The organism is Enterobacter cloacae complex sp. 385G4, from assembly GCF_057320665.1.
In genome coordinates this window covers 473,250-497,452 of sequence record NZ_JBXWDD010000001.1, presented here as the reverse complement: position 1 = coordinate 497,452, position 24,203 = coordinate 473,250, and the positions used below count along the sequence as shown (strand labels likewise).

Below are 24,203 nucleotides of genomic sequence, written 5' to 3'. Positions count from 1 at the left end.
AGAGTTTATGAGTCAGCAGGATGCCGCCAAAGAGCAGGCCAACACCCGCAAAAATGTGCGCATTGTTTCCGTTTTCACCGCCGCTGCCATCGGTATTGTCGGCGTGCTGGTCATTCTTTACGCCTGGCAGCTGCCGCCGTTTACCCGCCACGCGCAGTTTACCGACAACGCCTACGTGCGCGGCCAGACGACGTTCATCAGCCCCCAGGTTAACGGCTATATCACCGAGGTGAAGGTTCAGGACTTTGTGCAGGTCAAAAAAGGCGATCTGCTGTTGCAGATCGATGACCGCATCTATCGCCAGCGCGTCCATCAGGCCGAGGCGCAGCTGGCGATGAAAATTGCCGCGCTGAATAACAACCTGCAGCAGCGGAAAAGCGCCGAAGCGACCATTGCCAAAAATGAAGCCGCGCTGAAAAATGCCCGCGCCCAGAGCCTGAAAACCCAGGCGGATTTAAAGCGCGTGAAGGATCTGACGGCGGATGGGTCGCTTTCCATTCGCGAGCGCGATGCCGCGCTGGCCAGTGCGGCTCAGGGCAGCGCGGATATCGACCAGGCGAAAGCCACGCTTGAGATGTCGCGTCAGGATCTGCAGACGGTGATTGTGAACCGCGGCGCGCTGGAGGCAGATGTTGAAAACGCCAAAGCGGCGCTGGAGCTGGCGCAGATTGACCTGCAAAATACCCGCATTATCGCCCCGCGCGACGGCCAGCTCGGCCAGATTGCCGTGCGTCTCGGCGCGTACGTGACCGCCGGAACGCACCTCACTACGCTGGTGCCGCCGCAGCACTGGGTGATTGCCAACATCAAAGAGACCCAGCTGGCGGAGCTGCGCGTCGGTCAGCCGGTGAAGTTTACCGTCGATGCCTTAAACAACAAAGCGTATCAGGGCCGCGTAGAGAGCATCTCGCCGGCGACCGGGGTTGAATTCAGCGCTATCACGCCGGACAACGCCACCGGCAACTTTGTCAAAATCGCCCAGCGTATTCCGGTGCGTATTGAGGTGCTCGGTAAGCCAGAGGACTCCGCGCTGCTGCGTCCGGGTATGTCGGTGCAGGTAACCATTGATACGCGGGAGGCGAAGTAATGATCCTTCGCCCGATAGCCGCGCTGGTGGCGGCGGTCATGCTGGCCGGATGCCAGTCCGTTGACGTCAAACCGGCGCAGCCGACGCTGCACATCCCCACCCAGTGGCGCACCGTCTCCGGCCCTGCCAGCCCGACGGAGCAGCTCTGGTGGCGCAATTTTCATGACAACCACCTGAACCGCTATGTGGATCAGGCGCTACAGCATAACAGCGACGTGCTGATCGCCCGCGAACGGATAAACGAGTATCAGGCGCGGGTCTATGCGGCCGACGGCAGCCTGTTTCCTTCGCTCGACGCGGGCGTAACCGGGACGCGCGCCCGTTCTCAATCCGCCGCCACTGGGCTTCCGGTTTACAGCACGCTGTACAGAGGCAGCCTGACGGCGAGCTATGACGTTGATATCTGGGGCGTCAACCGCAGCGCGGCCAATGCCGCCGAAGCCTCGCTGGAGGCGCAAAAAGCCGCCGCGGCTGCTGCGGATCTCACCGTCGCCTCGTCCGTTGCCTCCGGGTACGCCACCCTGCTCTCGCTTGACGAGCAACTGCGGGTGACCGAGTCCACGCTGAAATCGCGCGAAGAGGCGTTTAAGCTTGCCAAACGCCAGCTTGAGACGGGCTACAGTTCGCGCCTGGAGCTGATGCAGTCGGATTCCGAGCTTCGCTCAACGCGAGCGCAGGTGCCCGTGCTGCGGCATCAGATTGCGCAGGAGGAGAATGCCCTGAGCCTGCTGCTGGGAAGCAATCCCGGTGCGGTAGCGCGTAGCGAAAGCTTTGCGGCGCTGACGCCGCTCACGCTGCCGTCACAGCTGCCCTCCACGCTCCTGAATCGTCGGCCGGATATCGTGCAGGCCGAGCGACAGCTGGTCGCGGCTGATGCCTCGCTTGCCGCGTCACGCGCCAGCCTGCTGCCGTCGATCAATCTGACCGCAACCGGATCGATCCAGGATCGCACCCTTTCCGGCCTGCTGGATAACCCGCTCCAGCTATGGAGCGCAGGCGGCAGCATTCTCGCCCCGCTGCTGAACCGCCAGGCGCTGAACGCGCAGGTGGATATTTCCCAGTCCCAGCGTAACCAGGCGCTGTATGCGTATGAAAAAACCGTGCGTAACGCGTTTGCCGAAGTGAACAACAGCCTTGATGCCATTACGCGCTATCAGGAACAGCTGACGGAGCTGCTTGCCCAGCAGGATGTGGCCCGGGAGACGCTGCGCATTGCGCAGAACCGCTATCGCAACGGTTATTCATCCTATCTTGACGTGCTGGACGCGCAGCGCACGCTGTACTCGGTCCAGACCAACGTGGTGCAGGTCAAAAATAACCTGCTGCTGGCGCAGATTGATTTGTATAAAGCACTGGGCGGAGGATGGGTCAGTGCCTGAAAACCTGCCCGGTGGCGCTTTGCTTACCGGATCTGCATTTCGCCCCCGTAGGCCGGGTAAGGCGTAGCCGCCATCCGGCACTCCCTCTTAAGGAGTCAATCTATGCAACAACAATGGTCTGCAGTAGATAATTACATGATTTCTTCGCTTATCCCTGAGGATGAGGTTCTTCAGAAGGTTCTTGAAAACAACAAACGCGCCGGGCTACCCGAACACGATGTTGCGGCCAACCAGGGACAGCTGCTGGCGCTGTTCGTGCGCATGACGCAGGCAAGACGCATTCTTGAGATCGGTACGCTGGGTGCCTATAGCTCTATCTGGATGGCGCGCGCCCTGCCGCCGGACGGAAAGCTGATTACGCTCGAGGCGGACCCAACGCATGCCGATGTTGCCCGCCAGAATATTCGCCTCGCGGGGCTGAACGATCGTATTGAATTAATAGAAGGCCCGGCGCTGAACTCGCTGGAGAATTTCGGTGACGTTCCGCCGTTCGACCTGATCTTTATTGATGCCGATAAGCCAAACAATCCCGGCTATCTGGAGTGGGCGCTTCACTATTCCCGTCCCGGCACGGTGATTATCGGCGATAACGTGGTCCGCGACGGCGAGGTCATTAACGGGCAAAGCGACGACGCGCGCGTGCTGGGCGTACGGCGTTTTATCGAGATGACGGGGGTTAACCCGCGCTTAACCGCCACCGCGCTGCAAACGGTGGGGGTTAAGGGATGGGATGGGTTTACGCTGGCGATTGTGAATGGGTGAAAAAATGTGCGGGCTGATGCCCTCACCCCGACCCTCTCCCACAGGGAGAGGGAGAAAACCGGGCAAGGACGTTAAGCGGAAATCTGCTCCATCGCCTGCAATATACGTTTGTCCGAAATCGGGTACGGCGTACCGAGCTGCTGGGCAAAGAAGCTGACGCGCAGCTCCTCGATCATCCAGCGGATCTCCTGCACATCTTCATCGTCGCGGCGCGCCGGCGGCAGCTTGTTTAACCACTGCTGCCACGCCTGCTGCACGCTTTCGACCTTCAGCATCTGCGCGCGATCGCGGTGCGGATCGATCGCCATTTTCTCCAGACGTTTTTCAATCGCCTGCAGATAGCGCAGCGTATCGCCCAGACGCTTAAAGCCGTTGCCGGTGACAAAGCCGCGGTACACCAGCCCCGCCATCTGCGCCTTCACGTCCGACAGCCCCAGCGCCATGGTCATATCCACGCGCCCCTTCAGGCGCTTGTTGATATTGAACACGGCGGTGAGGATCTGCTCGACCTGTTTGGCTATCTCCACCACGGTGTCGTTCAGCTCGGCGCGAACCTTGTCATGCAGCTTCGCAAAACCTTCTTCCGTCCAGACCGGGCCGCCCGCCTCGTGGATCAGCTTGTCCACGCCGCAGGAGATGCAGTCGTCAATCAGATCCAGCACCTTGCCGTACGGGTTAAAGTAGAGCCCCAGCTTGGCTTTGTTCGGCAGCTTCTCGTGCAGATACTTGATCGGCGACGGGATGTTGAGCAGCAGCAGGCGGCGCAGCCCGCGCCACATCATCTGCTGCTGTTCCTGCGGGTTATCAAAGAGCTTAATCGCCACGCTGTCACGTTCGTCCACCAGCGCCGGCCAGGCTTTGACCTTATAGTTGCCGCGCTTCTGCTCGTAGCTTTCCGGAAGCTGGCCAAAGCTCCAGATATGCAGCCCGCTCTGCTCGATGCCGTCGTCCGCCACCGCAGAAAGCGTCTCCTGAACTTTGCCTTTCAGCGCCTCTTTCAGCTCGCTGAGGGAACGCCCTTCCAGCAGCTTTTTGTTTTTATCATCCACCACGCGGAAGCTGATTTTCAGGTGATCGGGCACCTGATCCCAGTTCCAGTCTTCGCGGTCGATGGTGGTACCGGTCATGCGGCGGAACTCACGCTCCAGCGCGTCCAGCAGCGGCAGTTCCAGCGGCGTGACGCGGCCCAGAAACGCTTCCGCATAGTTTGGCGCTGGCACAAAATTGCGCCGCACCGGTTTCGGCAGGGATTTGATCAGCGCAATCACCAGCTCGCGGCGCAGGCCGGGGATCTGCCACTCAAACCCGCTCTCGTCGACCTGGTTTAACAGCGGCAGCGGAATGTGGACGGTTACGCCGTCCGCGTCGGTGCCCGGTTCAAACTGGTAGGTCAGACGCAGCTTGAGGTTGCCCTGATGCCAGAAGTTCGGGTAGTCGAGCTTGCTGACCGACTCCGCCCCCTCTTTAATCAGCATGCTCTTTTCGAAGTTGAGCAGGTCCGGCGTCGCTTTGCTGGCCTTCTTCCACCAGCTGTCAAAGTGGCGGGCGGAGATAACATCATGGCTGATGCGCTGGTCGTAAAACTCAAACAGCGCCTCATCGTCCACCAGAATGTCGCGGCGTCGGGACTTGTGCTCAAGCTCTTCCACCTCGGCGCGCAGCTTCAGGTTTTCACGGAAGAACGCGTGGCGCGTCTGCCAGTCCCCCTCCACCAGCGCGTGGCGGATAAACAGCTCGCGGCTGAGCGCCGGATCGATCTGGCTGTAGTTGACCTTACGCGCGGCGACCACCGGCAGGCCGTAAACGGTCACTTTTTCGGTCGCCATCACCGCGCCCTGCGCGCGCTCCCAGTGCGGCTCGCTGTACGAGCGTTTCAGCAGGTGCTGAGCCACCGGCTCAACCCATTCCGGGTCGATGCGCGCGGCAATGCGCCCCCACAGGCGGCTGGTTTCCACTAGCTCCGCGACCATGGTCCACTTCGGCGGCTTCTTGAACAAGCCGGAACCCGGGAAGATGGAGAAACGCGCGTTACGCGCGCCGGTATATTCCTGCTTATCCGCATCCTTCATCCCGATATGGGACAGCAGGCCGGTCAGCAGCGCGATATGAATTTCGCGGTACTCCGCCGGTTCGCTGTTCACCGGAATGCCCAGCTCTTTCACCACCTGGCGCAGCTGGGTGTAGATATCCTGCCATTCACGCACGCGCAGGTAGTTGAGGAAATCCACGCGGCACTGGCGGCGGAACTGGTTCGAGGAGAGCGCTTTCTGCTGCTCGCCGAGGTAGTTCCACAGGTTCACAAAGGCGAGGAAATCAGACTCTTTATCGTGGAAGCGGCGGTGCTTTTCGTCCGACGCCTGCTGTTTGTCCATCGGACGCTCGCGCGGGTCCTGAATGGAGAGCGCCGAGGTGATGATCATCGCCTCGCGCACGCAACCGTGCTTTTGCGCTTCCAGCACCATGCGCGCCAGGCGCGGGTCGACCGGCAGCTGGCTGAGTTGGCGGCCCAGCGGCGTCAGCTTATAGATGCTCGCCTGCTCGTCGGTGGTAATCGCCCCGAGCTCTTCCAGCAGACGCACGCCATCCTGAATGTTGCGCTTGTCCGGCGCTTCCACGAACGGGAAAGCCGCGATGTCGCCCAGCCCCAGCGCTGTCATCTGCAGGATAACGGACGCCAGGTTGGTGCGCAGAATTTCCGGGTCGGTAAACTCCGGGCGCGACAGGAAATCGTCTTCGGAATAAAGACGAATACAGATCCCTTCCGACACGCGGCCGCAGCGGCCCTTACGCTGGTTAGCGGAAGCCTGGGAGACCGGCTCAATCGGCAGGCGCTGAACCTTGGTGCGGTAGCTGTAGCGGCTGATGCGCGCCGTGCCCGGGTCGATAACGTATTTAATCCCCGGTACGGTCAGCGAGGTCTCCGCCACGTTGGTCGCCAGCACGATGCGGCGTCCGCTGTGTGGCTGGAAGACGCGGTTTTGCTCGCTGTTCGACAGGCGGGCATACAGCGGCAGGATCTCGGTGTGGCGCAGGTCGCGCTTGCTGAGCGCATCGGCGGTATCGCGAATTTCGCGCTCGCCGCTCATGAAGATCAGGATGTCGCCCGCGCTCTCGTTGCCCAGCTCGTCAACGGCGTCGAAGATGGCCTGCAGCTGATCGCGCTCGGTATCATCCGCCTCTTCCACAATCGGGCGATAGCGCACTTCCACCGGATAGGTGCGGCCCGACACTTCAATAATCGGCGCATTGTTGAAGTGTTTTGAGAAGCGCTCCGGGTCGATGGTCGCGGAGGTAATGATGATTTTCAGATCAGGGCGCCGCGGCAGCAGCTCTTTAAGATAGCCAAGCAGGAAGTCGATGTTCAGGCTGCGCTCGTGCGCTTCATCGATGATGATGGTGTCGTACTGCATCAGCAGGCGGTCCTGCTGTATTTCCGCCAGCAGGATACCGTCCGTCATCAGCTTGACCATGGTGTTGTCGCTGACGTGGTCGCTGAATCGCACCTTGTAGCCGATGCAGCCGCCCGGCTCCGTCTGCAGCTCTTCGGCAATACGGTTCGCCACGGTGCGCGCCGCCAGACGACGCGGCTGGGTGTGGCCAATCAGCCCCTTCACCCCGCGGCCCAGCTCCATGCAGATTTTCGGCAGCTGGGTGGTTTTTCCCGAACCGGTTTCCCCCGCGACAATCACCACCTGGTGATCGCGGACGGCCTCAAGGATGTCCTGTTTCTTCTGACTGACGGGCAGGTTTTCCGGGTAGGTGATCGCCGGACGCGCGGCTTCGCGCAGCACAACCTTCCCTGCCGCCTGTTCAATCTCTTTGGCCATCTCCTGGTAAATGGCCTGTTGTGCATCAGGATTTTTAACCTTCTTCACGCCGTGCAGCCGGCGGGAAAACCGCTGTTTATCGCGCAGCATCAGGGAATCAAGCTGTTGCAGGAGCATCGGGAAGGTGATTTTGGGTTGTTCTGTCATAGCGTTAACGGGCAGTGCTCTGCCGGATAAAATCTCTTTTTAATGATTGCTATAGAGTACCACATTGACGCTTTTAGCGCCTTATTCAAAAAATTCGAACATAGGCTTCGATATATTGCGCTATCTCTGTGGCAAGATTGTGAATAAAGTGTCAACAAGCAACGGGGCCCCCCCCTTCAATCAAATGCAACAACAGGAATCACCCATGAGCAAAGTATTAGTTTTGAAATCCAGTATTCTGGCAGGGTACTCTCAGTCTGGTCAGCTGTCTGATTACTTCGTTGAACAGTGGCGTGAACAGCATTCTGCAGACGAAATCACCGTGCGTGACCTGGCAGCAAACCCTATTCCTGTGCTGGACGGCGAGCTGGTTGGCGCGCTGCGCCCAAGCGATGCGCCACTGTCCCCGCGTCAGCAGGAAGCCCTGGCCCTGTCCGACGAGCTGATTGCTGAGCTGCAGGCGCATGACGTTATCGTCATCAACGCCCCAATGTACAACTTCAACATTCCTACCCAGCTGAAGAACTACTTCGACCTGGTGGCGCGCGCTGGCGTAACCTTCCGCTACACCGAGAACGGCCCGGAAGGTCTGGTAAAAGGCAAGCGTGCGATCGTCCTGACCAGCCGTGGCGGTATTCATAAGGATACCCCAACTGACCTGGTTGCGCCGTACCTGAGCCTGTTCCTGGGCTTCATCGGCATCACTGACGTGAACTTCGTGTTCGCGGAAGGCATCGCTTACGGTCCGGAAGTGGCGACCAAAGCACAGACCGACGCGAAAGCCGCCATCGACAGCCTGGTTGCAGCGTAAGACTTCTCCCTCTCACCGCCCGGTGGGAGGGTTTTTCTTTTCCCCCGCATTTCGTTATCATCCGCTCCCACTCTCCAGCCGGGCGGCCTGATGTCTGCGATCATTGATTCTTTTATTGCCCCACCGTGTCACGATGACATTCAGATCCTCTGGCAGGATGAACATCTGCTGCTGATCGACAAGCCTTCCGGCCTGCTCAGCCTCTCGGGCAAAAATCCGCAAAACCTTGATTCCGTCCACTATCGACTGGTTCAGACGTTCCCGGGCTGCACGCTGGTGCACCGTCTGGATTTTGGCACGTCCGGGCTGATGGTGGTTGCGCGCAATAAGGCCATCAACGCGGCGCTGTGCCAGCAGTTCAGCCAGCGCAGCGTGGAGAAAGGCTACAGCGCCCTGCTTTGCGGCCACGTGGAAAATGATGAAGGGGTTATTGATGCGCCGATTGCCAAAGACCCGGCGCTGTTTCCACTGATGTCGATCTGCGCCATCACCGGTAAACCCGCCCGCTCTCGTTATCAGGTCGTGGAACGGTTTTATCAGGGGGCGGGACTGCCGCTAACACGCGTGAAACTGATCCCGGAGACCGGGCGAACCCATCAGCTGCGTATTCACTGCCAGCAGCTGGGACACCCGATTCTGGGCTGCGATCTGTATGGCGGTCTTGACGCGCCGGGGGTAGAAGACGCGCCCCGGCTGATGCTGCATGCCAGCGAGTTGAGTTTTATTCATCCCGTGAGCGGAGAGCCGGTTAACGCCCGTCACGCCGCCCCGTTCTGAATGCGGTTTACCACATCAAATCATCAGGGATTTTGAAGTCCGCGTACGGATCGTCTTCGTCCTGCTCTTCCTGGCTGAGCGCGCTGTTTAAGACGATGCTGTCGGCATCGCGCTGGGCAATTTTATCGGCCACTACTGCCGGAATGATCGCGTAGTCGCAGTCACCGTTAGCATTGAGCACCAGGCGCGCAATGGCCAGACGGCCGTTGATCAGCTGGGTTTGCGTCTGCTTGTCGACCTCAATTTTTTTGATCAGATTACCGTCGGTGAAGTTAAAGGTGATATTGCCCTTCGCCACGGTAATGCGGTTCATCTCGATCAGCTGCTTCACCTGCGCTTTAAACTCTTTCGCGAGTACGGCCTGCTTCTGCTGCTCGCTCAGCAGCTTGTCACGCTCGATCTGCGCCTTCTTGTTCTCTTCTACCGCTTCCCGAGCCTCACGTGCCTGAACGCGTGATTTCTTTGCCGTGCGCTGCACTTTCGCCGCTTTCTTGCTGCTGACCAGGCCCGCTTTCAGCATCTGCTCTTGTAAGGTGAGTTTTGTCATGATCGTTTCTAAACCGGTTGGAAATTTTGGGGATTATAGCGGGAATTGAGGATGGTGTACCAGAGAAGCAGATATGCCGTTTAGCTGCCTGAATCTGGTTCATTATTGATTCAACATAGACTCACGCTAACGCCTAAAAAAATGGTTAAAAATTGCCTGGTTATTTTCTTAAAAAAAATGAGCAGTTCATAAATATGATGTGGGTTGAATATCTGTGTTCGCTTCAGGCGTAGGCTGCTTTTTCTTATTAAAGAATGAAAAAATATGCCCTTGAAAGAAACAATGTTGCTTAACGATAAGGATTCGGCATGTTCCGACTCTACCGGTCACATGATTTAACACGGCAATTAAGCCCTGGAGATTTTCAATACATTCTCACGCCGGCAGGTTCGCTGAAAGAGGCATGTATACATTATGATCTGTCTTATGAAGCTAACGGTCAAAGCCTCTCTTTTGGTCTCCCCAAAAAAATATACAGCGTGTTCCCATATAAAAGGCCGTATGAGCGAAAAGGTCGCGGCTACGCAGATCCGATTTATGATGAGGTTGAGCACGAGCTGCAAATTGGCTGGCTTGTTGGTGTAGATACCTCCAGGCGCTGGAGCAGCGACCGGAATCCATTTTACATCGACGACAACGGCGATCTGATGTTTACTCCTACAGCCTCATCCTGGCATGCATGGTATAAGGACTCAATCATGAGTGCCTACCGGCACGTTATTGCCGATCGGCAAGGCAGGAAGCCTGCCCCCACTCAACGGATACATTATGATTATTACGGACCAACAACAGCACGATCGGGGAAAACGCTGAACAGTAAAACCGTTGGCCACCTGCTGGCCGCTGGCGGTGTATATAACGGCAACATTGAAGGGTTTCATGAAACCGCGCAGCAGCTTGGCGGGGATGCTCCAGCGGGTTACGATCAAGTGATGAATAACAAAGGGTTAATTATTACGGGAGCCTCTGTTGCAGCAGGATTAACAATGGGCAGGTTGAATCCTCTAAGCGAGATAGATGAAATATCGGGTCTCAGTAAAATACCAACGTTTGAAAGCCCTTATGTAAAAGGTTTCACATCTGAAAGCGGTACGTTAGTGAACGCTGAACACGCCATTATCGATCCGAAAAAGCTCGCAACCTATGCTTTAGATTCAACACATCCTACAGGTGGGCACAAAGCCAGGGTGTTTGAGTCAGCGCTGGGATATAACCCAACTAATGCAGATGTTTTAGCAGCAAAAATTCAGGAAGGCGTATTATCGGTCCCAGCAAAAGTGTTGCAGGCCAACAATTACGGTCAAACAATGGCTGTCGATATGCCCATTTTAGGCGTCAACGGTGAAACAGCGAGCGTGCGTACAGGCTGGATGTATGAAACTGACGCGCTAGTTCCTCGCCTGACAACCCTATTCGTTAAATGAGAAAACAAAAATGAAAAGAGCCGAATTAGACGTTGTGGTTTTAGACGAGGATATACCGGATGAAGGACTGGTAAAAGGGGCTGTTGGTACGATTGTTATGGTTTTCGATACTCCGACACTGGGCTATCTTGTCGAATTTTGCGACGAGGAAGGAAGAACAATAGCAATGCCTGCTTTGCTACCCGCTCAGCTAAAGAGTTATTTCATTCCTGGCACCCTCAAAACACGGTTGGTTCGCCCTGAATAAGGTGTGATTGAAAGCGTAAGCCTGCAGTATGAAAAAATTAGCTGGCGCATCGTCGATGGGAACATCATGCACAGCGACGCCTGGGACGAACGTCCTACAGCATAGCCCAAAGGGGCCCGATGCCCCTTACTCTTTCACTTCCCTGCCTGAAGCAATCTGAAGTTTCCACTCAGCGTTTCCCTGTTCATGAACTTCCCTCATGTTGCATTGAAATTAAGTCACTTCCCCTGCGCCACAGGCTCAGGCATAAATTATGCATTAGTAACTTCTTAGCAACATGAACTTAGGATGCATAACCACAATGAGCAAAGCTTTCACATATACCCTTAAGCGCAGTTGCTTCGATGAGAATTACAACCCGTCAGAAAATACGCGTACAACCACCAACTTTGCCAACCTGGCGCGTGGGGAAAAACGTCAGGAAAACCTGCGCAATACGCTGGTGATGATCAACAACCGCTTCAATGCCCTGGCGCGCTGGGATAACCCGACCGCCGATCGCTACGCGGTTGAGCTTGAAATCATCTCTATCGATTTGAACATTGGCGCGGAAAAGCCGTTCCCGGCCATCGAGATTTTGCAGACGTATATTGTCGACAAGAAAAATAACCAGCGTATCGCAGGCATTGTCGGGAATAACTTCTCCTCTTACGTGCGGGATTATGATTTCAGCGTCCTGCTGCTGGAGCACAACAAGAACCAGCAGCACTTCAGTATTCCGGAAAGGTTTGGCGAACTGCACGGCAATATTTTCCGCCATTTTGTGAACTCGCCGGAATACAAAGAGAACTTCAGAAAGGGCCCGGTGATCTGCCTGAGCGTCTCGAGCAAAGACACCTATCGCCGCACCGGTAACCAGCACCCTGTTCTGGGCATTGAGTACGCGCCGGATGGCGAATCGTTAACGGAACTGTACTTCGCCAAAATGGGCCTGAAGGTCCGCTACTTCATGCCTGAGAACAGCGTGGCGCCTTTCGCGTTCTTCTTTACCGGAGACTTGCTGAGCGATTACACCGATCTGGAACTGATCGGCACCATCAGCACGATGGAGACGTTCCAGAAAATCTATCGCCCGGAAATTTATAACGCGAACTCGGCGGCGGGACTGTTTTATCGCCCGGACCTGAACCAGCAGGATCATTCATTAACCAAAATTGTTTATGACCGCGAAGAGCGAAGCCGGCTGGCGATTGAACAGGGTCGATTTACCGAAGAATATTTCATTAAGCCTTATAAACATATTCTCGAGCAGTGGTCTGATAACTACACGCTTTAATTCATCAAAAAAGGTCTTTTATTATGAAAACATTGCTCCCGACGTCTACGGCTGGCAGCCTGCCTAAGCCGACCTGGCTTGCGCAACCTGAAACGCTCTGGTCTCCGTGGAAATTGCAGGATCAGGAATTACTGGCGGGTAAACAGGATGCACTGCGCCTGTCCCTTGACGAGCAGATCCGTGCGGGAATCGATATCGTCAGCGACGGGGAACAGACCCGTCAGCACTTCGTCACCACCTTTATTGAACACCTGAGCGGCGTCGATTTTGAAAATCGCCAGACGGTGCGCATTCGTAACCGCTACGACGCCAGCGTGCCGACCGTGGTTTCTGCCGTTGCACGTCAGAAGCCGGTATTCGTGGACGATGCAAAGTACCTGCGCCAGCTCACGGACAAGCCGATCAAATGGGCCCTGCCAGGGCCAATGACCATGATCGACACCCTTTACGACGCGCATTATAAAAGCCGCGAAAAGCTGGCCTGGGAATTCGCCAAAATCCTCAACCAGGAAGCGCGTGAATTAGAAGCCGCGGGCGTGGATATTATCCAGTTCGACGAGCCGGCGTTTAACGTCTTTTTTGATGAGGTCAACGACTGGGGTATCGCCGCGCTCGAGCGCGCCATTGAGGGTCTGAAATGCGAAACCGCGGTACACATCTGCTACGGCTACGGCATCAAGGCAAATACCGACTGGAAAAAGACGCTCGGCTCAGAATGGCGCCAGTATGAAGAGGCCTTCCCTAAGCTGCAAACCTCTAACATCGACATCATCTCCCTGGAGTGCCACAACTCCCGCGTACCGATGGATCTGCTGGAGCTGATTCGCGGTAAAAAGGTGATGGTTGGGGCGATTGACGTGGCAACCAACACCGTCGAAACGCCAGAAGAGGTCGCCGACACCCTGCGTAAAGCGCTGCAGTTCGTCGACGCCGACAAGCTTTACCCCTCAACCAACTGCGGCATGGCTCCCCTCTCCCGTCAGGTGGCTAACGGTAAGCTGAAAGCGCTCAGCGCCGGCGCAGAAATTATCCGCAAGGAACTCGGCGCGTAATTGCCTTACGTTTGCCAGTACGGCGGCGAGCCGAAAAACGCCACGTAATAATCAATCACCGCCCTGACGTTCAGGGGCGGATGACGTGCGTGAGGATAGATCGCCGCAATATTCAGCGGCTCCGTATTGATAGCGCACGCCATTTTCGGCATAAGAGCGACCAGCTCCCCCCGCTGCAGCCTGTCGCCAATCAGCCAGTCCGGAAACAGGACGATCCCCATTCCACCCAGCGCGGCAATGAGCAGCGACTCCGCATTATTGGACGTCATCAGCGGCGCCACGGGATAGTGCACCCAATTCTCCCCCTTGCGTCGCACAAGCCAGCGATTAGGGCCAGACGAACCGCGATACACCAGGCATTTATGCTGGCTCAGCTCGGCCGGGTCGGCCGGTACGCCGTGTTGACGCAGATACGCGGGCGACGCGGCAAGATGGTAGCGCTGCTGCCCGAAGATGCGGGCGTGGAACGTCGAGTCCGTCAGCGTGCCGATGCGAAAAATGAGGTCGGCGGCATCCCGGTGCGGGTCGATAAAGTCATCGGTCAGCGTCAGCTCTATGGTTAACCGTGGATAACGCTCGGCCAGTCCTGCCAGGCCGGGTGCAACGTGCCTCTGTCCAAAAAATACCGGCCCGTTAATGCGTACCGTGCCGGAGGGTTCGGTCGAACGTTCATCCAGCTCCCGACGCGCCTCTTCGAAGTTATCGACCATCGCCCGGGCATAGCGGATAAAAAGATGCCCGTTTTCCGTGGGGATCACCGCCCGGGTATTGCGATAGAACAGCTGCTGGCCGAGCGCGTCCTCAAGCTGATGAATAATCCGCGACACCTGCGAGGCAGAAATGCCCTCTCGTCGCGCAACGACGGAAAAGTTCTGCGTTTCATAGACGGCAATAAACAGCAGCAGTGAGCGAAGGTTCATGCTTCCGGCATCTGACATTAATGCATTTCCTGCAAAGGTGTTTCCTGCATTATGGCATTTTTCTCACATGTCTACCGACGTAATCTTCTTCTCCTGATAATGGAGGAAGCATAATGCAGTTTGTATTGATTTTACTGGTGATTGCCGGCGGGATGGGCCTCTCCGTCGAGGCGGGTTTGCTGGGGCCGTTAGGGGGAGAAGTAGGCGATTTATGGGCCACGTTCAGCATTTTCGGGGTCGGCGCCGCGCTGACCTTTCTGCTGATGCTGTTTTTTAGCCCGCGCAACGGTCCGTCGTTTTTCGCACAGCCCGGCTGGCAGCTGCTCGGCGGCGTGCTGGGTCCTGTTTACGTTGTCATTCTGACTATCGCCACCCCCGCTATCGGCATCGCTCTGACGATGATCGGCATTCTGGCAGGTCAGGTTTTTAAAAGCCTGATCATTGACCACTTTGGCCTGCTGGGTACGCCGCACAGGAAGATAAACGCAAGACGCATCGTGGCGCTGGTTTTTATTATTGCCGCACTGGTACTGGTCGCAAAGGGGTAAACACATGACACTGATGATGATAATTCTCGCCATCTGCGGCGGCGCGACGCTGAGCATACAGGCCGCAATTAACGGACAGCTCGGCAGCAGCGTGGGCGTTTTCAAGAGCGCGTTTCTGACGTTTTCCGTCGGCGCGCTGGTGACCGCCCTGCTCATTTTCTTCTTTGAGCCTAAGCAGACGGTCACGCTGCTGGACGTGCCGAAATGGCAGCTTCTCGGGGCGATGTTCGGCGTGCCCTACATTGTGATCATGGTGCTCGCCGTGCAGCGCATCGGCACCGCCGTCGCCACGGTGGCGGTGATATTCGGCCAGCTCGCCATGAGCATGCTGATAGATAACTTTGGCTGGTTGAACAATCCCGCTATTCCGTTTTCACCGAGCCGTCTGGGTGCGGTGGTGTGCCTGGGGATTGCCCTGTACTTCATTTACTCCAGCAGCAAAGCCGGCAATGTTCGCGACTAAGCTTACGCCTTCCGGGTGAAGAACAGCGTCACCGTGGCGACGGTGACGCCAAATTTCTTCATCTCGGTTTTATTAAACAGATGCGTTTCATCCTGCAGGTACATCCAGTCGTCAAAGTTCAGCAGCCAGGTTTTGCCGTTGGCCTTCACGTTCATGCTGTAATGCCAGTTAAAGGCGTTGCCTGCGGCCTGCCCCGTCGCAACCCCTTCAATATCCCCTGCCGTTCCCTCGTAGCGGTCGTTCCCCACGCGGCGAATATGCCAGACCCGCTGCTGCTTCTCGCCATCGTCGTAAACGAAGTGCTCGTTCAGCGTCAGCGTATCGCCAATCACGTCCCCGGCAATCTCAACGTGAAAGCGACGTATCTGCTTGCCGCTGCGATCCTGCACCATGCCCCACGCTTCGGTTTTGCCCTGAAAGTAGTTAAAAATATCAAGCCGCGGCTGCTGCTGGCGATACTCGGACACGTCGGTGCTACAGCCGGCCAGCAGCATCGTGAATGCCAGCGCCAGCGTCAGGATTCGTTTCATTTTTGGCCTCCGATTAACTGCTGACGCAGCTCAGGATATTGCGTGCGGGGATCGAGCCAGATGGCCAGAAAACGGGTGCTGAACGCTTCTGACTGTCGCGGCCCGAGCGGAATAAAGGATTTTTGCGCCGCCGACGCGCGGTACCAGAACTGCCCCTGCTTATCGTTGAGAACAAACGCCAGCTGTGAACCCGGTCGGACATCCGGCCACAGGGACTGGAGCATCCTTAGCCAGGCTTCACTTTGCGGTTCCTGCGTCAGGATCCCCTGCGCCTGCCACTGGTCACGGGTCGCCTCAACCAGTTCATCGCGATCGATGTCGCGCGCGTAGGTAATAATCAGCGCCTGATCCTGATCGTCCCGGCTGTAACGGCCATCCGGCGTGCGGAGCTGAGAGGTATAGACCGTGAACGGCCCCCAGGTCAGCGTGGCGTCGCCCACCTTGCGCCAGGCCAGCCAGTCGGCGGCCTGAGCACCAGGAACAACCAGCATGAGGCAAAACAGCAGAACCGCAGCCCTCATTTTTGTCTCCCCATCAGCAGGTGGAAAAACAGCATCAGCACCAGCCAGCCCGGCGCCATCCAGCTGACGACGATAAAGGTTGGCTCCAGAAACGTGATGGCGCCCAACCGCTCGCCAATCAGGTAGGCTACCGGGCCTCCCACGGCCGCCAGCAGGGTCAGCAGCCAGCCGGGTAATGTGGTGGTACGCGCAAGCTGCGTCCAGACCACGGCGAACATCAGCCACAATGCCACCATCCAGAGCGGCATCAGGGAGTCACCCGTGAAGGCAATCAGCCCCGTCAACGCCCAGAGCGCATCCAGCAGGCTGCCCGCCGCGGCCAGACCAATGGCGTATAGACGGTAAGCTGACGGCAATAACATACACGCCAGGACCGCCAGCCCGAGCCAGATAATCAGGCCCTGTTCGCGAAACAGCACTACCAGCGCCCAGTAGAGATCGAACGCGACGGCCAGCAGAAAGACCTGAAGGTAGCGTCTCATACGCGCTCGGCGGTCAGCTGCACCACGCTGATGGTGCGGGCGTTAAACCCGGCTTCGCAGTAGCCGAAGTAGTACAGCCACATGCGGCGGAACCGTTCATCAAAGCCAAGCTTTTCAATCTCCTGCCAGGCGTGGACAAAGCGCTGCCGCCAGTGGGCCAGCGTGCGGGCGTAGTCCGGTCCCATGTCGAAGAGATTGCGCACCACGAAATCGGTGTGGCGCGTCATCAGCTCGTTCATCGCCGTAATGCTCGGCAGGAAGCCGCCGGGGAAAATGTAGCGCTGGATAAAATCGACGCTTTTGCTGTAGTCGCGGTAGCGCTGGTCCTGAATGGTGATGGCCTGAATCGCCATCCGTCCACCGGGGTGCAGCCGCGCCTGACAGGTACGGAAGAACGTGGGCAGATAGCGTTGCCCGACGGCTTCAATCATCTCTATCGAGACCAGCTTGTCGTACTGCCCGGTGAGGTCGCGATAGTCGCAGAGCAGTACCTCAACCCGGTCCTGCAGCCCGGCGCGGGCAATGCGCTCGGTCGCCCAGATATATTGCTCCTGCGACAGCGTGGTAGTGGTCACCCGACAGCCGTAGTGACGGGCGGCGTATTCCGCCATCGCCCCCCAGCCGGTGCCAATTTCCAGCAGGTGATCACCCGGGTTTAGCGCCAGCTGGTCGCAGAGGCGAGCCATTTTGGCTTGCTGAGCCGCCGTCAGATCCTGCTCGTCCGCGGTAAACAGTGCGCTGGAGTAAAGTAGTTCCTTATCCAGAAAATGGGCATAGAAAGCGTTGCCCAGATCGTAATGGGCGGCAATATTTTCGCGGGCCTGGGCGCGAGAGTTGCGCCGCGTCCAGTGGCGCAGCCGCTCCAGCGGTCGGCCAAGCAGCCGAAACCCGTTCTCCAGACGACCAAGCACCTCGCCGTTGAGGGCCAGAATTTGCAGAAGCGGCGTAAGCTGCGCGGTCTCCCATTCGCCGTCCATCCAGGCTTCTGCGGCGGCAAGGCTCCCGCCCGTTAAGACGCGCCAGTAGACGCCGGGCGTGAGGATCTGCACGTCGGCGTGCAGCGCGGAGGATGTCTCGCCAAAATGGAAGGTCTGCGCCCCTTCACGCAGGGTGAGTGAGCCGCCGCGAATGCCGCTTAACAGACGAAACAGCAGCCATCGCGCGATGCGGACGTTGCGCGGGATATCGGGTTCTAGCGCAAAGACGGGATCGGTCATGAGCGTTCACTCCTGCTGACGGGATGATTATAAAGCGGCACGCGCTTGAGCCACAGCCTCAGCGCCTGCCAGTAAATGGCGAAAACGGTTTTCAGAGTCATCAACGGGATGCGCAGCAGCAGCGCGCGCAGCGCCGGGCGGGTCAGAGGCTCCCGGCGCAGGGCCAGCGTGGCGTCAAAGACCTTCGCTTCCTGATGATTTTCAATGTGCATATGCAACGTGTTGTCCGGATTGTTGAAGCGCCAGTGGTAGACCATGTCCATCGGGTTGAAGGGGGAAACGTGAAACGCTTTTTCCGTGGGCCGGGCATTTTGCCCGTCGACCGCGTAATAATGGCGCTCGTTCCACGGCGTGTTGCGCACCTCCGCCAACACCCAGCGAAGCGTGTTTTCCTGGTCATAGCAGTAGTAAAAATTGACCGGATTGAAATGAAACCCGAAGTAGCGCAGCTGCGTCAGAAGCATGACCCGCCCTGCGGGACGTTCCCCGGTCAGGCTCTCCAGCCTGTTCAGCACGTTCTCTTTAAGCGGCGTGCCGAGCGGATAGTCCGCGTCATGGAACGCGGCGGCGGCAAAGCGGTTGCGCCGCACGCCGACGGACGCCAGCAGCGGCAGTTCATCAAGATCCAGCCAGGCCATAAAAACGCCGTAGCTGAATTCATGCGTTTTCGGCTGAAGGCGGCGGTGGCGCAATACGCCGTGATAGAGGCAGCTGTTCATGTCAGTTCCCCTCCCCGGCGGCTATTTCATTTACCACGTCCAGCGCGCTACGCACGCCGTCTTCATGAAAACCGTTGTACCAGTAAGCGCCGCAGAACCAGCTCCGGTGATGACCGTTGATCTCCCCACGGCGCGCCTGCGCACGCCAGCTTTGCGGGTTAAACAGCGGATGCTCATAGACAAAGCGTTGCAGGACGAAGCGTTCATCCACCGGCTCGTCCGGGTTCAGGGTGACGCAGAACAGTGGGCTGCCCGCAGGCAGACTCTGCAGAATGTTCATGTTGTAGGTGACGCAGGCGCTGGCCTGCTCCTGCGCGCTCAGGCGGTAGTTCCAGCTGGCCCAGGCGCGCTGTCGCACCGGCAGCCAGCGCGGATCGCTGTGCAAAACAACCTCGTTGCGCTGCCAGCCGATATCGCCCAGCACTTCGCGCTCTGAGGCGGTCGGGTCGTCAAGCATGGCCAGCGCCTGGGCGGAGTGGCAGGCAAATATCACCTGGTCGAAGGTGTGGCTGCCGTTTTCAAGCTGGAGCGTGACCCCGTGCGCGTGGCGGCTCACCCGCAGAACAGGCGCGTTCAGGTGCAGCGTCAGGCGGTCGCCCAGTTTTTCCAGCATGGCGCGGATATACTCCCGCGAGCCGCCCGGCACCACGTACCACTGCGGACGCTGGGTGATATCCAGCAGGCCGTGGTGATGAAAGAAGCGCAGGAAGAGCGGCAGCGGGAAACGCTTCATCTCCTGCAGCGACGACGACCAGATCGCGGCCCCCATCGGCAGAATGTAGTGGCGCGCAAAAAACGGCGTGAAGCCGTGCTGGTCCAGAAACGTCTGCAGCGTGGCGTTCGGATCGACTTCCCCTTCAAGGGCCTGTTTCGCCAGGCGGTTAAAGCGGACGATGCCAGCGAGCAGCCGCCAGAATGCCGGATTTACCAGGTTTCGGCGCTGGGCAAACAGCGACGTCAGCGTGTGGCCGTTGTACTCAAGCCCCGTCTCGGGGTTGTGTACTGAAAAGCTCATCTGTGTTTTTTGCCCGCTGATGCCGAGCTCGCTGAGCAGGCCCATAAAGCGCGGGTAGGTGCGGTCGTTGTAGACAATAAACCCGGTATCGATCGCGTATGTGCCCTGCGGCGTTGAGACGTCAACCGTCGCGGTATGGCCGCCGGGCGTGGTGCCCGCTTCAAACAGGGTTACCTGATGATGCCCTGCCAGCCGCCAGGCGCAGGTCAGCCCGGCGATGCCGCTGCCGATAATTGCAATGTTCATGAGCGCACCATCCTGCGCAGCAGCGCGCGCTGCAAAAACGCGGGCAGCCCGGAGAGCAGCCGCAAAATAAGGCCAAACCCGGCCGGAAACGCGATATGCATTTTGCCCTTTGCCAGCCCGGTACGGATCGCCTTGACCGCTTCGTCAACGCTCACCCTACCCGGCATGGCAAAATCGTTTTTGCGCGTCAGCGGGGTATCGACAAATCCCGGAGAGATGACCGTCACGGCAATCCCCTTTGGCTCCCAGTCCAGACGCAGACTGTCGGCAAACCAGCTCAGCGCCGCTTTGGACGCGCCGTAGGCCTCTGCCCGCGGGAAGGGAAGCCAGTGGGCCATCGAGCTCACCAGCACCACGCGGTTACCGGCAACCAGCTGCGGCTGCAGCGCGGCCAGGCAGTTCACTGGCCCGAGAAAATTGGTGGTCATGATCCGCTCCACCAGCGCCGCATCCACCACGCCGCCGTCGAGATATTCGCAGGTACCGGCGCAGAGAATAACCAGATCGGCGTAAACGCTGCTGAGCGCCTGGCGACAGGCGTCCCTGTCTGTCATATCGAACAGGCGAACGGTGAGACTGGGGCAGGTCTGATGTAGCGCTTCAAGCCGCGCCGGATCGCGCCCGCAGGCAATCACGTGGTAGCCGTCAGCAGCAAAGGACTTCGCCAGCCCCGCGCCGATGCCAGAGCTTGCGCCGGTAATCAGCACCGTCTTCATGATTTGACCCTCCGCTTCACGCCGCGTACCGCCCAGCCCAGCAGAGGGAGGTGTTCGTAGATCATCTCTCCCGCATCGTAGAAGTCCCGCTGACGCGTGATGAGATTGTTTTCGGTGTCCACCACCGAACATCCTGGCAGTTCAAGCGGCTCGCCTCCGGCAATGCGCGGATGCGACCAGTGCATTACCCAGGTGACAACAAACCGGTTCCCGCTGCAGAGCGGCGGATCGATAGAAAAACGGCACTGCTCGACGTTTGCCAGCAGATGGGTGAAATAGCGCTGAAGCGCGAAAATACCGTTGTGCTCGCCGAACGGATCGATAAGGGTGGCATTCGAATGGTAAAGCCCGACCAGCGCGGTCGGCGGCTGGCTATCCAGTGCGGCATAGTACTCAATAAACCGACTCACGACAGAGGGCAAAGTGCTCATGGGTCACATCCTGGCTGTAAACAACGTGGCGTAATCGCTTAATTAAAACTTACACAATTAACGTTATTTGTCCAAGTTTGTGCAAATTTATTTTTTATTACCCATAAATATCAATGAGTTGAAAGCTCAAACATTTAACGATTTTGTAGGCCGGGTAAGGTGTAGCCGCCACCCGACTTTCACTTTCAGGTTATCCTTAAGGCAAATTCAGCCGTCATCTTCCAGGCTTATCCTTTTTATTCATAAGGATGCCTGACATGAAACGTTTCTTTCTCTCCCTATTCTCAAGCCCGGAATCCTTACTGCAGGTGATGAGTCAGCAGGAAATTATTGAAGCCGTGGAAGATGGCGATCGCATCATTATCGACCAGGACGGGAACGCCTCGGTGAACTACAAGAGCAACGAGGTGCGGCAGGACTTTCTGCGTCACGTTAACGCGCTGAAGAGGGCCTGATATGGGAACGGCGATATTTATGGTGCTGATGGTCTGCGGGTACTGGTACACCAGCCGCGATCTGTCGACCCGCTTTAAAATTAAGCGTTCCTTTGGCTGGGACGTCTATTTTCTCGTCGCGCTTTACGGCTGTATTTTCGTTTTGCAGGGCGTAATCGCCACGGGATTGCTCTGGCTGCTGCTGTTCGCCCTTTCCGCCGCCAACAACGCTTTTCACTTTGCCTCACCGAAATACACCGACTGGCAAATCGACTTTATGAACTGGAGTTTTTTAGGTATTCAGGCGCCGGTGGTGGTGATGCTGGCGTTTGCCATTCTGTTTTGCCTCTACCGCTCTAACTGGGCAGGCAGCGCCAGGCTGGACGGCGAGAGCCGGAAAAAGCTCTACAAACGGCTTGCGCAGGCGAGCGGGATTGAACAACTGCTCTATCAGTGTATGGAGCAAGGCGAGCTGGCGCAGGTCACACTCCGGTCGCGGCGGATTTACGTCGGTATGATCCACACCGCGACGCTGGAATATGAAAAAACGGCCAATATTGTGCTGATCCCAATGTTGAGCGGGTACCGGGATGCGAAGACGATGAATCTGCGTATCGAGAATAATTACAGCAGGTGGTATGCGGAGCATGACATTACGCTCGACTCTGAACCCCGCAGCGCCATGTCATTCCGCAAGGTGATTTTGCTTAATCAGATTGAGAGCATCTCGCTGTTCGACCCCGCCAGCGCCAGCGCGCTGTCTCTGGCGCAGCGGGACGATAGCCCTGGCCCTAAAGAGACATCCCCATAATTCTGAGTATGCTCTGCTGTGAGGCTGTTTCAAAAAGGACGTTCTTAATGCAGAGCATGCCCTGCTTCTGGTAGAACCGGTACGCTCCTGCGTTCTGCTCAAGCACTTCCAGCCAAAGATAGTCCTTTCCCCTGCTCCGGGCCATGTCGATAATTTTATTGAACATGTCCTGACCATAGTGCTTGCCGGTCTCGGCAGGATCGAGGTAGAGCTTATTGAGGAGAACGCCCCTCTTGTCCGTTTCTGGAAGCATGGCGTCCCAGGTCACTTTCATAAATCCCACAGGCCGATCGGTCTGTGCAATATACCAGGTCACATTCTGCTCTTTCAGGCTCTGTTCAAGTACAGAAACGGCGTACTCGCCGTCCAGAAAGGCCTTCATCTCGGCGTCTGATACCCACAGATGCTGAAAATGGGCGGGGTAAATGCGGTATCCAAGTTCGCTTAAGAGCGCAGAATCGGCCCCGGTGGCCTGTCGAATTCGATGAGTCATGGAAGGTATCCTTACTAGCCGCTTTACGTGTGATGTCGTGCGAAACGAGAAAGACAAAAAAAGTTAAATTCTTGCAGCATATAGTATTGCGGTGAACGACGTTAAGTACACCCGGCTAATGCCCTCTTCAACGGAGCAATGACCTCATCCGTCTCCATGCCCATCTGCGCATGAATAATGGCACCGTCAATGAGCAACATGATTTCATTGACGACGTGCTCATCCGCGATCTTCGTCAGCGACGCAATAATATTCTTAGTTTCGATTTTATGATCGCGGCATATCGCTTTTATTTCGCTTTCAATATCTTCGGATTTGGCTTCGGCGCTGGCATTAATAAACGCGCAGCCGTGGAATTCAGGCGAAATAAACCATTCATAGAGCGTTGCAGATATCGCCTCAGCAGGTATTTCGCCCTCATCGAGATGTCGGCGCAGCGCGGATTCAAACCAGTTAACCCATATTTCATGCCGATGGTGTAAATAGGCGAGAATAAGTAAGCTTTTGCTCGGGAAATGGCGATAAAACGTCACCTTCGTCACTTTCGCCTCTTTAATCAGCGTATCCACCCCCGTCGCTCTGAAGCCTGTGGAATAAAACAGATCGTGCGCCGTAAGCAATATTTTATCCCGGACGCTAATTTTTGTTTCGTTGCCTGCGTGTTCGGTTTTCATTTTTTCGACAGCCTCAAAAAGGGTGTTGACAGCGTTATTTTTCAGGCATAGATTACACCGGGTAGACAGATCTGTCTACATAAAATCACATTGAGGTAACCGCCATGAACGCACGTCCTCCTTTACCGCCCTTCACGCGTGAAAGCGCCATCGAAAAAGTCAGACTGGCAGAAGACGGCTGGAATAGCCGCGACCCGGCGAAGGTCGCGCTGGCCTATACGCTGGATACTCAATGGCGCAACCGCGCGGAGTTCGCCACCAACCGTGAAGAGGCGCAGGCGTTTCTGGAGCGGAAATGGAAAAAAGAGCTCGATTATCGTTTGATTAAAGAGCTTTGGGCGTTTACGGATAACCGCATCGCCGTTCGCTATGCCTATGAATGGCATGATGATTCCGGCAACTGGTTCCGCTCGTACGGCAATGAAAACTGGGAGTTTGAACCGGACGGACTGATGAAGCGCCGTTTTGCCTGCGTTAACGATATTCCGATAAAAGAATCCGAGCGACTGTTCCACTGGCCGTTGGGTAGACGCCCGGACGATCATCCCTCATTGAGCGATCTGGGGTTATAGTTTTGTCACCAAAATCAGAGATAGCGCGCATTTCGGTGACTACCTCAGGACTACCCTATGAGCGGTTTTCAGGAG

General features: G+C 57.0%; 26 protein-coding genes and 2 pseudogenes. 15 read left to right on the top strand and 13 right to left on the bottom strand.

The features are described 5' to 3' along the window. Positions 1–7 precede the first annotated feature (7 nt). The 3 genes from AC2FAJ_RS02605 to AC2FAJ_RS02595 all read left to right on the top strand — a co-directional run bounded on the left by AC2FAJ_RS02605 (position 8) and on the right by AC2FAJ_RS02595 (position 3,228). Entirely contained in the window at positions 8–1,087 is a 1,080-nt protein-coding gene (locus AC2FAJ_RS02605; RefSeq protein ID WP_041910088.1) for an HlyD family secretion protein, read from the top strand. Next, positions 1,087–2,466 (top strand): efflux transporter outer membrane subunit, encoded by a 1,380-nt coding sequence (locus tag AC2FAJ_RS02600; RefSeq protein ID WP_485453777.1) that lies wholly within the window; start codon positions 1,087–1,089, stop codon positions 2,464–2,466. The genes AC2FAJ_RS02605 and AC2FAJ_RS02600 overlap by 1 nt, the downstream gene beginning before the upstream one ends. Before the next feature lie 102 nt (positions 2,467–2,568). Continuing rightward, a complete protein-coding gene (locus AC2FAJ_RS02595) occupies positions 2,569–3,228 on the top strand; it encodes an O-methyltransferase (protein WP_041910092.1) in 660 nt (219 codons plus the stop codon). A gap of 71 nt (positions 3,229–3,299) precedes the next feature. Here AC2FAJ_RS02595 and hrpA read toward each other — a convergent pair whose 3' ends face one another. Continuing rightward, positions 3,300–7,202, bottom strand: coding sequence for an ATP-dependent RNA helicase HrpA (gene hrpA / locus AC2FAJ_RS02590; protein WP_041910094.1), 3,903 nt, complete (start codon positions 7,200–7,202; stop codon positions 3,300–3,302). A gap of 205 nt (positions 7,203–7,407) precedes the next feature. Between hrpA and azoR the strand changes: the two genes are divergently transcribed. Further along, a complete protein-coding gene (gene azoR, locus AC2FAJ_RS02585; protein WP_008502313.1) occupies positions 7,408–8,013 on the top strand; it encodes an FMN-dependent NADH-azoreductase in 606 nt (201 codons plus the stop codon). A 90-nt stretch (positions 8,014–8,103) separates the two neighbouring features. Next, entirely contained in the window at positions 8,104–8,790 is a 687-nt protein-coding gene (locus AC2FAJ_RS02580) for an RluA family pseudouridine synthase (RefSeq protein ID WP_041910096.1), read from the top strand. Positions 8,791–8,797: 7 nt separating this feature from the next. Here AC2FAJ_RS02580 and AC2FAJ_RS02575 read toward each other — a convergent pair whose 3' ends face one another. Continuing rightward, complete coding sequence (locus AC2FAJ_RS02575; RefSeq protein ID WP_041910098.1) at positions 8,798–9,337, bottom strand: DUF2058 domain-containing protein; 540 nt, start codon at positions 9,335–9,337, stop codon at positions 8,798–8,800. Between the two features lie 308 nt (positions 9,338–9,645). Between AC2FAJ_RS02575 and AC2FAJ_RS02570 the strand changes: the two genes are divergently transcribed. The 5 genes and pseudogenes from AC2FAJ_RS02570 to AC2FAJ_RS02550 all read left to right on the top strand — a co-directional run bounded on the left by AC2FAJ_RS02570 (position 9,646) and on the right by AC2FAJ_RS02550 (position 13,336). After that, positions 9,646–10,761 carry a DUF8093 domain-containing protein gene (locus AC2FAJ_RS02570; RefSeq protein ID WP_041910099.1) on the top strand — a complete coding sequence of 372 codons (1,116 nt, stop codon included), beginning with the start codon at positions 9,646–9,648 and terminating at the stop codon, positions 10,759–10,761. A gap of 10 nt (positions 10,762–10,771) precedes the next feature. Then, positions 10,772–10,996: pseudogene (locus tag AC2FAJ_RS02565) on the top strand (DUF4926 domain-containing protein); the annotation flags it as partial. Positions 10,997–11,014: 18 nt separating this feature from the next. After that, positions 11,015–11,113, top strand: a pseudogene (locus tag AC2FAJ_RS02560) (type VI secretion system tube protein Hcp); the annotation flags it as partial. 196 nt (positions 11,114–11,309) lie between these two features. Continuing rightward, positions 11,310–12,284: a DUF1852 domain-containing protein gene (locus tag AC2FAJ_RS02555; RefSeq protein ID WP_041910103.1), complete on the top strand. Its 975-nt coding sequence runs from the start codon at positions 11,310–11,312 to the stop codon at positions 12,282–12,284. 23 nt (positions 12,285–12,307) lie between these two features. Further along, a complete protein-coding gene (locus AC2FAJ_RS02550; protein WP_041910105.1) occupies positions 12,308–13,336 on the top strand; it encodes a methionine synthase in 1,029 nt (342 codons plus the stop codon). A 5-nt stretch (positions 13,337–13,341) separates the two neighbouring features. On the opposite strand, the gene AC2FAJ_RS02545 is transcribed toward AC2FAJ_RS02550, so the two are convergent. After that, positions 13,342–14,274: a LysR family transcriptional regulator gene (locus AC2FAJ_RS02545; protein WP_041910108.1), complete on the bottom strand. Its 933-nt coding sequence runs from the start codon at positions 14,272–14,274 to the stop codon at positions 13,342–13,344. Between the two features lie 95 nt (positions 14,275–14,369). Between AC2FAJ_RS02545 and AC2FAJ_RS02540 the strand changes: the two genes are divergently transcribed. Beyond that, positions 14,370–14,804 (top strand): DMT family transporter, encoded by a 435-nt coding sequence (locus AC2FAJ_RS02540; protein WP_028013065.1) that lies wholly within the window; start codon positions 14,370–14,372, stop codon positions 14,802–14,804. Between the two features lie 4 nt (positions 14,805–14,808). Then, positions 14,809–15,267, top strand: coding sequence for a DMT family transporter (locus tag AC2FAJ_RS02535; protein ID WP_041910111.1), 459 nt, complete (start codon positions 14,809–14,811; stop codon positions 15,265–15,267). A 2-nt stretch (positions 15,268–15,269) separates the two neighbouring features. Here AC2FAJ_RS02535 and AC2FAJ_RS02530 read toward each other — a convergent pair whose 3' ends face one another. From AC2FAJ_RS02530 to AC2FAJ_RS02495, 8 genes are read right to left on the bottom strand one after another with little or no spacing between them, the layout of a single operon-like run. Then, positions 15,270–15,797, bottom strand: coding sequence for a DUF3833 domain-containing protein (locus AC2FAJ_RS02530; RefSeq protein ID WP_041910113.1), 528 nt, complete (start codon positions 15,795–15,797; stop codon positions 15,270–15,272). Next, positions 15,794–16,318, bottom strand: a complete 525-nt coding sequence (locus AC2FAJ_RS02525; RefSeq protein ID WP_048956423.1) for a hypothetical protein — start codon at positions 16,316–16,318, stop codon at positions 15,794–15,796. Before AC2FAJ_RS02525 ends, AC2FAJ_RS02530 begins: the two co-directional genes overlap by 4 nt. Then, positions 16,315–16,800 (bottom strand): DUF2878 domain-containing protein, encoded by a 486-nt coding sequence (locus AC2FAJ_RS02520; RefSeq protein WP_163332359.1) that lies wholly within the window; start codon positions 16,798–16,800, stop codon positions 16,315–16,317. Before AC2FAJ_RS02520 ends, AC2FAJ_RS02525 begins: the two co-directional genes overlap by 4 nt. After that, positions 16,797–18,017 (bottom strand): class I SAM-dependent methyltransferase, encoded by a 1,221-nt coding sequence (locus AC2FAJ_RS02515; RefSeq protein WP_485453776.1) that lies wholly within the window; start codon positions 18,015–18,017, stop codon positions 16,797–16,799. Before AC2FAJ_RS02515 ends, AC2FAJ_RS02520 begins: the two co-directional genes overlap by 4 nt. Further along, a complete protein-coding gene (locus tag AC2FAJ_RS02510) occupies positions 18,014–18,736 on the bottom strand; it encodes a DUF1365 domain-containing protein (protein WP_045630379.1) in 723 nt (240 codons plus the stop codon). Before AC2FAJ_RS02510 ends, AC2FAJ_RS02515 begins: the two co-directional genes overlap by 4 nt. Position 18,737: 1 nt before the next feature. Continuing rightward, a complete protein-coding gene (locus AC2FAJ_RS02505; protein WP_485453775.1) occupies positions 18,738–19,997 on the bottom strand; it encodes an NAD(P)/FAD-dependent oxidoreductase in 1,260 nt (419 codons plus the stop codon). After that, positions 19,994–20,713, bottom strand: coding sequence for an SDR family NAD(P)-dependent oxidoreductase (locus tag AC2FAJ_RS02500; RefSeq protein ID WP_163332361.1), 720 nt, complete (start codon positions 20,711–20,713; stop codon positions 19,994–19,996). The genes AC2FAJ_RS02505 and AC2FAJ_RS02500 overlap by 4 nt, the downstream gene beginning before the upstream one ends. Continuing rightward, on the bottom strand, positions 20,710–21,144 hold the full coding sequence (locus AC2FAJ_RS02495; protein ID WP_028013056.1) for a nuclear transport factor 2 family protein: 435 nt from the start codon (positions 21,142–21,144) through the stop codon (positions 20,710–20,712). The genes AC2FAJ_RS02500 and AC2FAJ_RS02495 overlap by 4 nt, the downstream gene beginning before the upstream one ends. 257 nt (positions 21,145–21,401) lie before the next feature. On the opposite strand from AC2FAJ_RS02495, the gene AC2FAJ_RS02490 reads away from it, so the two are divergent. Beyond that, on the top strand, positions 21,402–21,599 hold the full coding sequence (locus AC2FAJ_RS02490) for a hypothetical protein (protein WP_008502331.1): 198 nt from the start codon (positions 21,402–21,404) through the stop codon (positions 21,597–21,599). 1 nt (position 21,600) lies between these two features. After that, a complete protein-coding gene (locus AC2FAJ_RS02485; RefSeq protein ID WP_047365253.1) occupies positions 21,601–22,389 on the top strand; it encodes a hypothetical protein in 789 nt (262 codons plus the stop codon). Here AC2FAJ_RS02485 and AC2FAJ_RS02480 read toward each other — a convergent pair. Together AC2FAJ_RS02480 and AC2FAJ_RS02475 are read right to left on the bottom strand one after the other, a co-directional pair. Next, positions 22,370–22,882, bottom strand: a complete 513-nt coding sequence (locus AC2FAJ_RS02480; protein ID WP_041910132.1) for a GNAT family N-acetyltransferase — start codon at positions 22,880–22,882, stop codon at positions 22,370–22,372. The genes AC2FAJ_RS02485 and AC2FAJ_RS02480 overlap by 20 nt on opposite strands. A gap of 101 nt (positions 22,883–22,983) precedes the next feature. Then, on the bottom strand, positions 22,984–23,556 hold the full coding sequence (locus AC2FAJ_RS02475; RefSeq protein ID WP_045630374.1) for a TetR/AcrR family transcriptional regulator: 573 nt from the start codon (positions 23,554–23,556) through the stop codon (positions 22,984–22,986). Between the two features lie 104 nt (positions 23,557–23,660). Between AC2FAJ_RS02475 and AC2FAJ_RS02470 the strand changes: the two genes are divergently transcribed. Further along, the gene (locus AC2FAJ_RS02470; RefSeq protein WP_060573016.1) at positions 23,661–24,128 is read left to right on the top strand and encodes a nuclear transport factor 2 family protein; all 468 of its coding nucleotides are present in this window, start codon (positions 23,661–23,663) and stop codon (positions 24,126–24,128) included. Positions 24,129–24,203: the final 75 nt, after the last annotated feature.

Excerpts from the sequence above, each read along its gene's own strand:
- AC2FAJ_RS02605 (WP_041910088.1), top strand. The coding sequence starts at position 8 with ATGAGTCAGCAGGATGCCGCCAAAGAGCAGGCCAACACCCGCAAAAAT.
- AC2FAJ_RS02600 (WP_485453777.1), top strand. The coding sequence starts at position 1,087 with ATGATCCTTCGCCCGATAGCCGCGCTGGTGGCGGCGGTCATGCTGGCC.
- AC2FAJ_RS02595 (WP_041910092.1), top strand. The coding sequence starts at position 2,569 with ATGCAACAACAATGGTCTGCAGTAGATAATTACATGATTTCTTCGCTT.
- hrpA (WP_041910094.1), bottom strand. The coding sequence starts at position 7,202 with ATGACAGAACAACCCAAAATCACCTTCCCGATGCTCCTGCAACAGCTT.
- azoR (WP_008502313.1), top strand. The coding sequence starts at position 7,408 with ATGAGCAAAGTATTAGTTTTGAAATCCAGTATTCTGGCAGGGTACTCT.
- AC2FAJ_RS02580 (WP_041910096.1), top strand. The coding sequence starts at position 8,104 with ATGTCTGCGATCATTGATTCTTTTATTGCCCCACCGTGTCACGATGAC.
- AC2FAJ_RS02575 (WP_041910098.1), bottom strand. The coding sequence starts at position 9,337 with ATGACAAAACTCACCTTACAAGAGCAGATGCTGAAAGCGGGCCTGGTC.
- AC2FAJ_RS02570 (WP_041910099.1), top strand. The coding sequence starts at position 9,646 with ATGTTCCGACTCTACCGGTCACATGATTTAACACGGCAATTAAGCCCT.
- AC2FAJ_RS02555 (WP_041910103.1), top strand. The coding sequence starts at position 11,310 with ATGAGCAAAGCTTTCACATATACCCTTAAGCGCAGTTGCTTCGATGAG.
- AC2FAJ_RS02550 (WP_041910105.1), top strand. The coding sequence starts at position 12,308 with ATGAAAACATTGCTCCCGACGTCTACGGCTGGCAGCCTGCCTAAGCCG.
- AC2FAJ_RS02545 (WP_041910108.1), bottom strand. The coding sequence starts at position 14,274 with ATGTCAGATGCCGGAAGCATGAACCTTCGCTCACTGCTGCTGTTTATT.
- AC2FAJ_RS02540 (WP_028013065.1), top strand. The coding sequence starts at position 14,370 with ATGCAGTTTGTATTGATTTTACTGGTGATTGCCGGCGGGATGGGCCTC.
- AC2FAJ_RS02535 (WP_041910111.1), top strand. The coding sequence starts at position 14,809 with ATGACACTGATGATGATAATTCTCGCCATCTGCGGCGGCGCGACGCTG.
- AC2FAJ_RS02530 (WP_041910113.1), bottom strand. The coding sequence starts at position 15,797 with ATGAAACGAATCCTGACGCTGGCGCTGGCATTCACGATGCTGCTGGCC.
- AC2FAJ_RS02525 (WP_048956423.1), bottom strand. The coding sequence starts at position 16,318 with ATGAGGGCTGCGGTTCTGCTGTTTTGCCTCATGCTGGTTGTTCCTGGT.
- AC2FAJ_RS02520 (WP_163332359.1), bottom strand. The coding sequence starts at position 16,800 with ATGAGACGCTACCTTCAGGTCTTTCTGCTGGCCGTCGCGTTCGATCTC.
- AC2FAJ_RS02515 (WP_485453776.1), bottom strand. The coding sequence starts at position 18,017 with ATGACCGATCCCGTCTTTGCGCTAGAACCCGATATCCCGCGCAACGTC.
- AC2FAJ_RS02510 (WP_045630379.1), bottom strand. The coding sequence starts at position 18,736 with ATGAACAGCTGCCTCTATCACGGCGTATTGCGCCACCGCCGCCTTCAG.
- AC2FAJ_RS02505 (WP_485453775.1), bottom strand. The coding sequence starts at position 19,997 with ATGAACATTGCAATTATCGGCAGCGGCATCGCCGGGCTGACCTGCGCC.
- AC2FAJ_RS02500 (WP_163332361.1), bottom strand. The coding sequence starts at position 20,713 with ATGAAGACGGTGCTGATTACCGGCGCAAGCTCTGGCATCGGCGCGGGG.
- AC2FAJ_RS02495 (WP_028013056.1), bottom strand. The coding sequence starts at position 21,144 with ATGAGCACTTTGCCCTCTGTCGTGAGTCGGTTTATTGAGTACTATGCC.
- AC2FAJ_RS02490 (WP_008502331.1), top strand. The coding sequence starts at position 21,402 with ATGAAACGTTTCTTTCTCTCCCTATTCTCAAGCCCGGAATCCTTACTG.
- AC2FAJ_RS02485 (WP_047365253.1), top strand. The coding sequence starts at position 21,601 with ATGGGAACGGCGATATTTATGGTGCTGATGGTCTGCGGGTACTGGTAC.
- AC2FAJ_RS02480 (WP_041910132.1), bottom strand. The coding sequence starts at position 22,882 with ATGACTCATCGAATTCGACAGGCCACCGGGGCCGATTCTGCGCTCTTA.
- AC2FAJ_RS02475 (WP_045630374.1), bottom strand. The coding sequence starts at position 23,556 with ATGAAAACCGAACACGCAGGCAACGAAACAAAAATTAGCGTCCGGGAT.
- AC2FAJ_RS02470 (WP_060573016.1), top strand. The coding sequence starts at position 23,661 with ATGAACGCACGTCCTCCTTTACCGCCCTTCACGCGTGAAAGCGCCATC.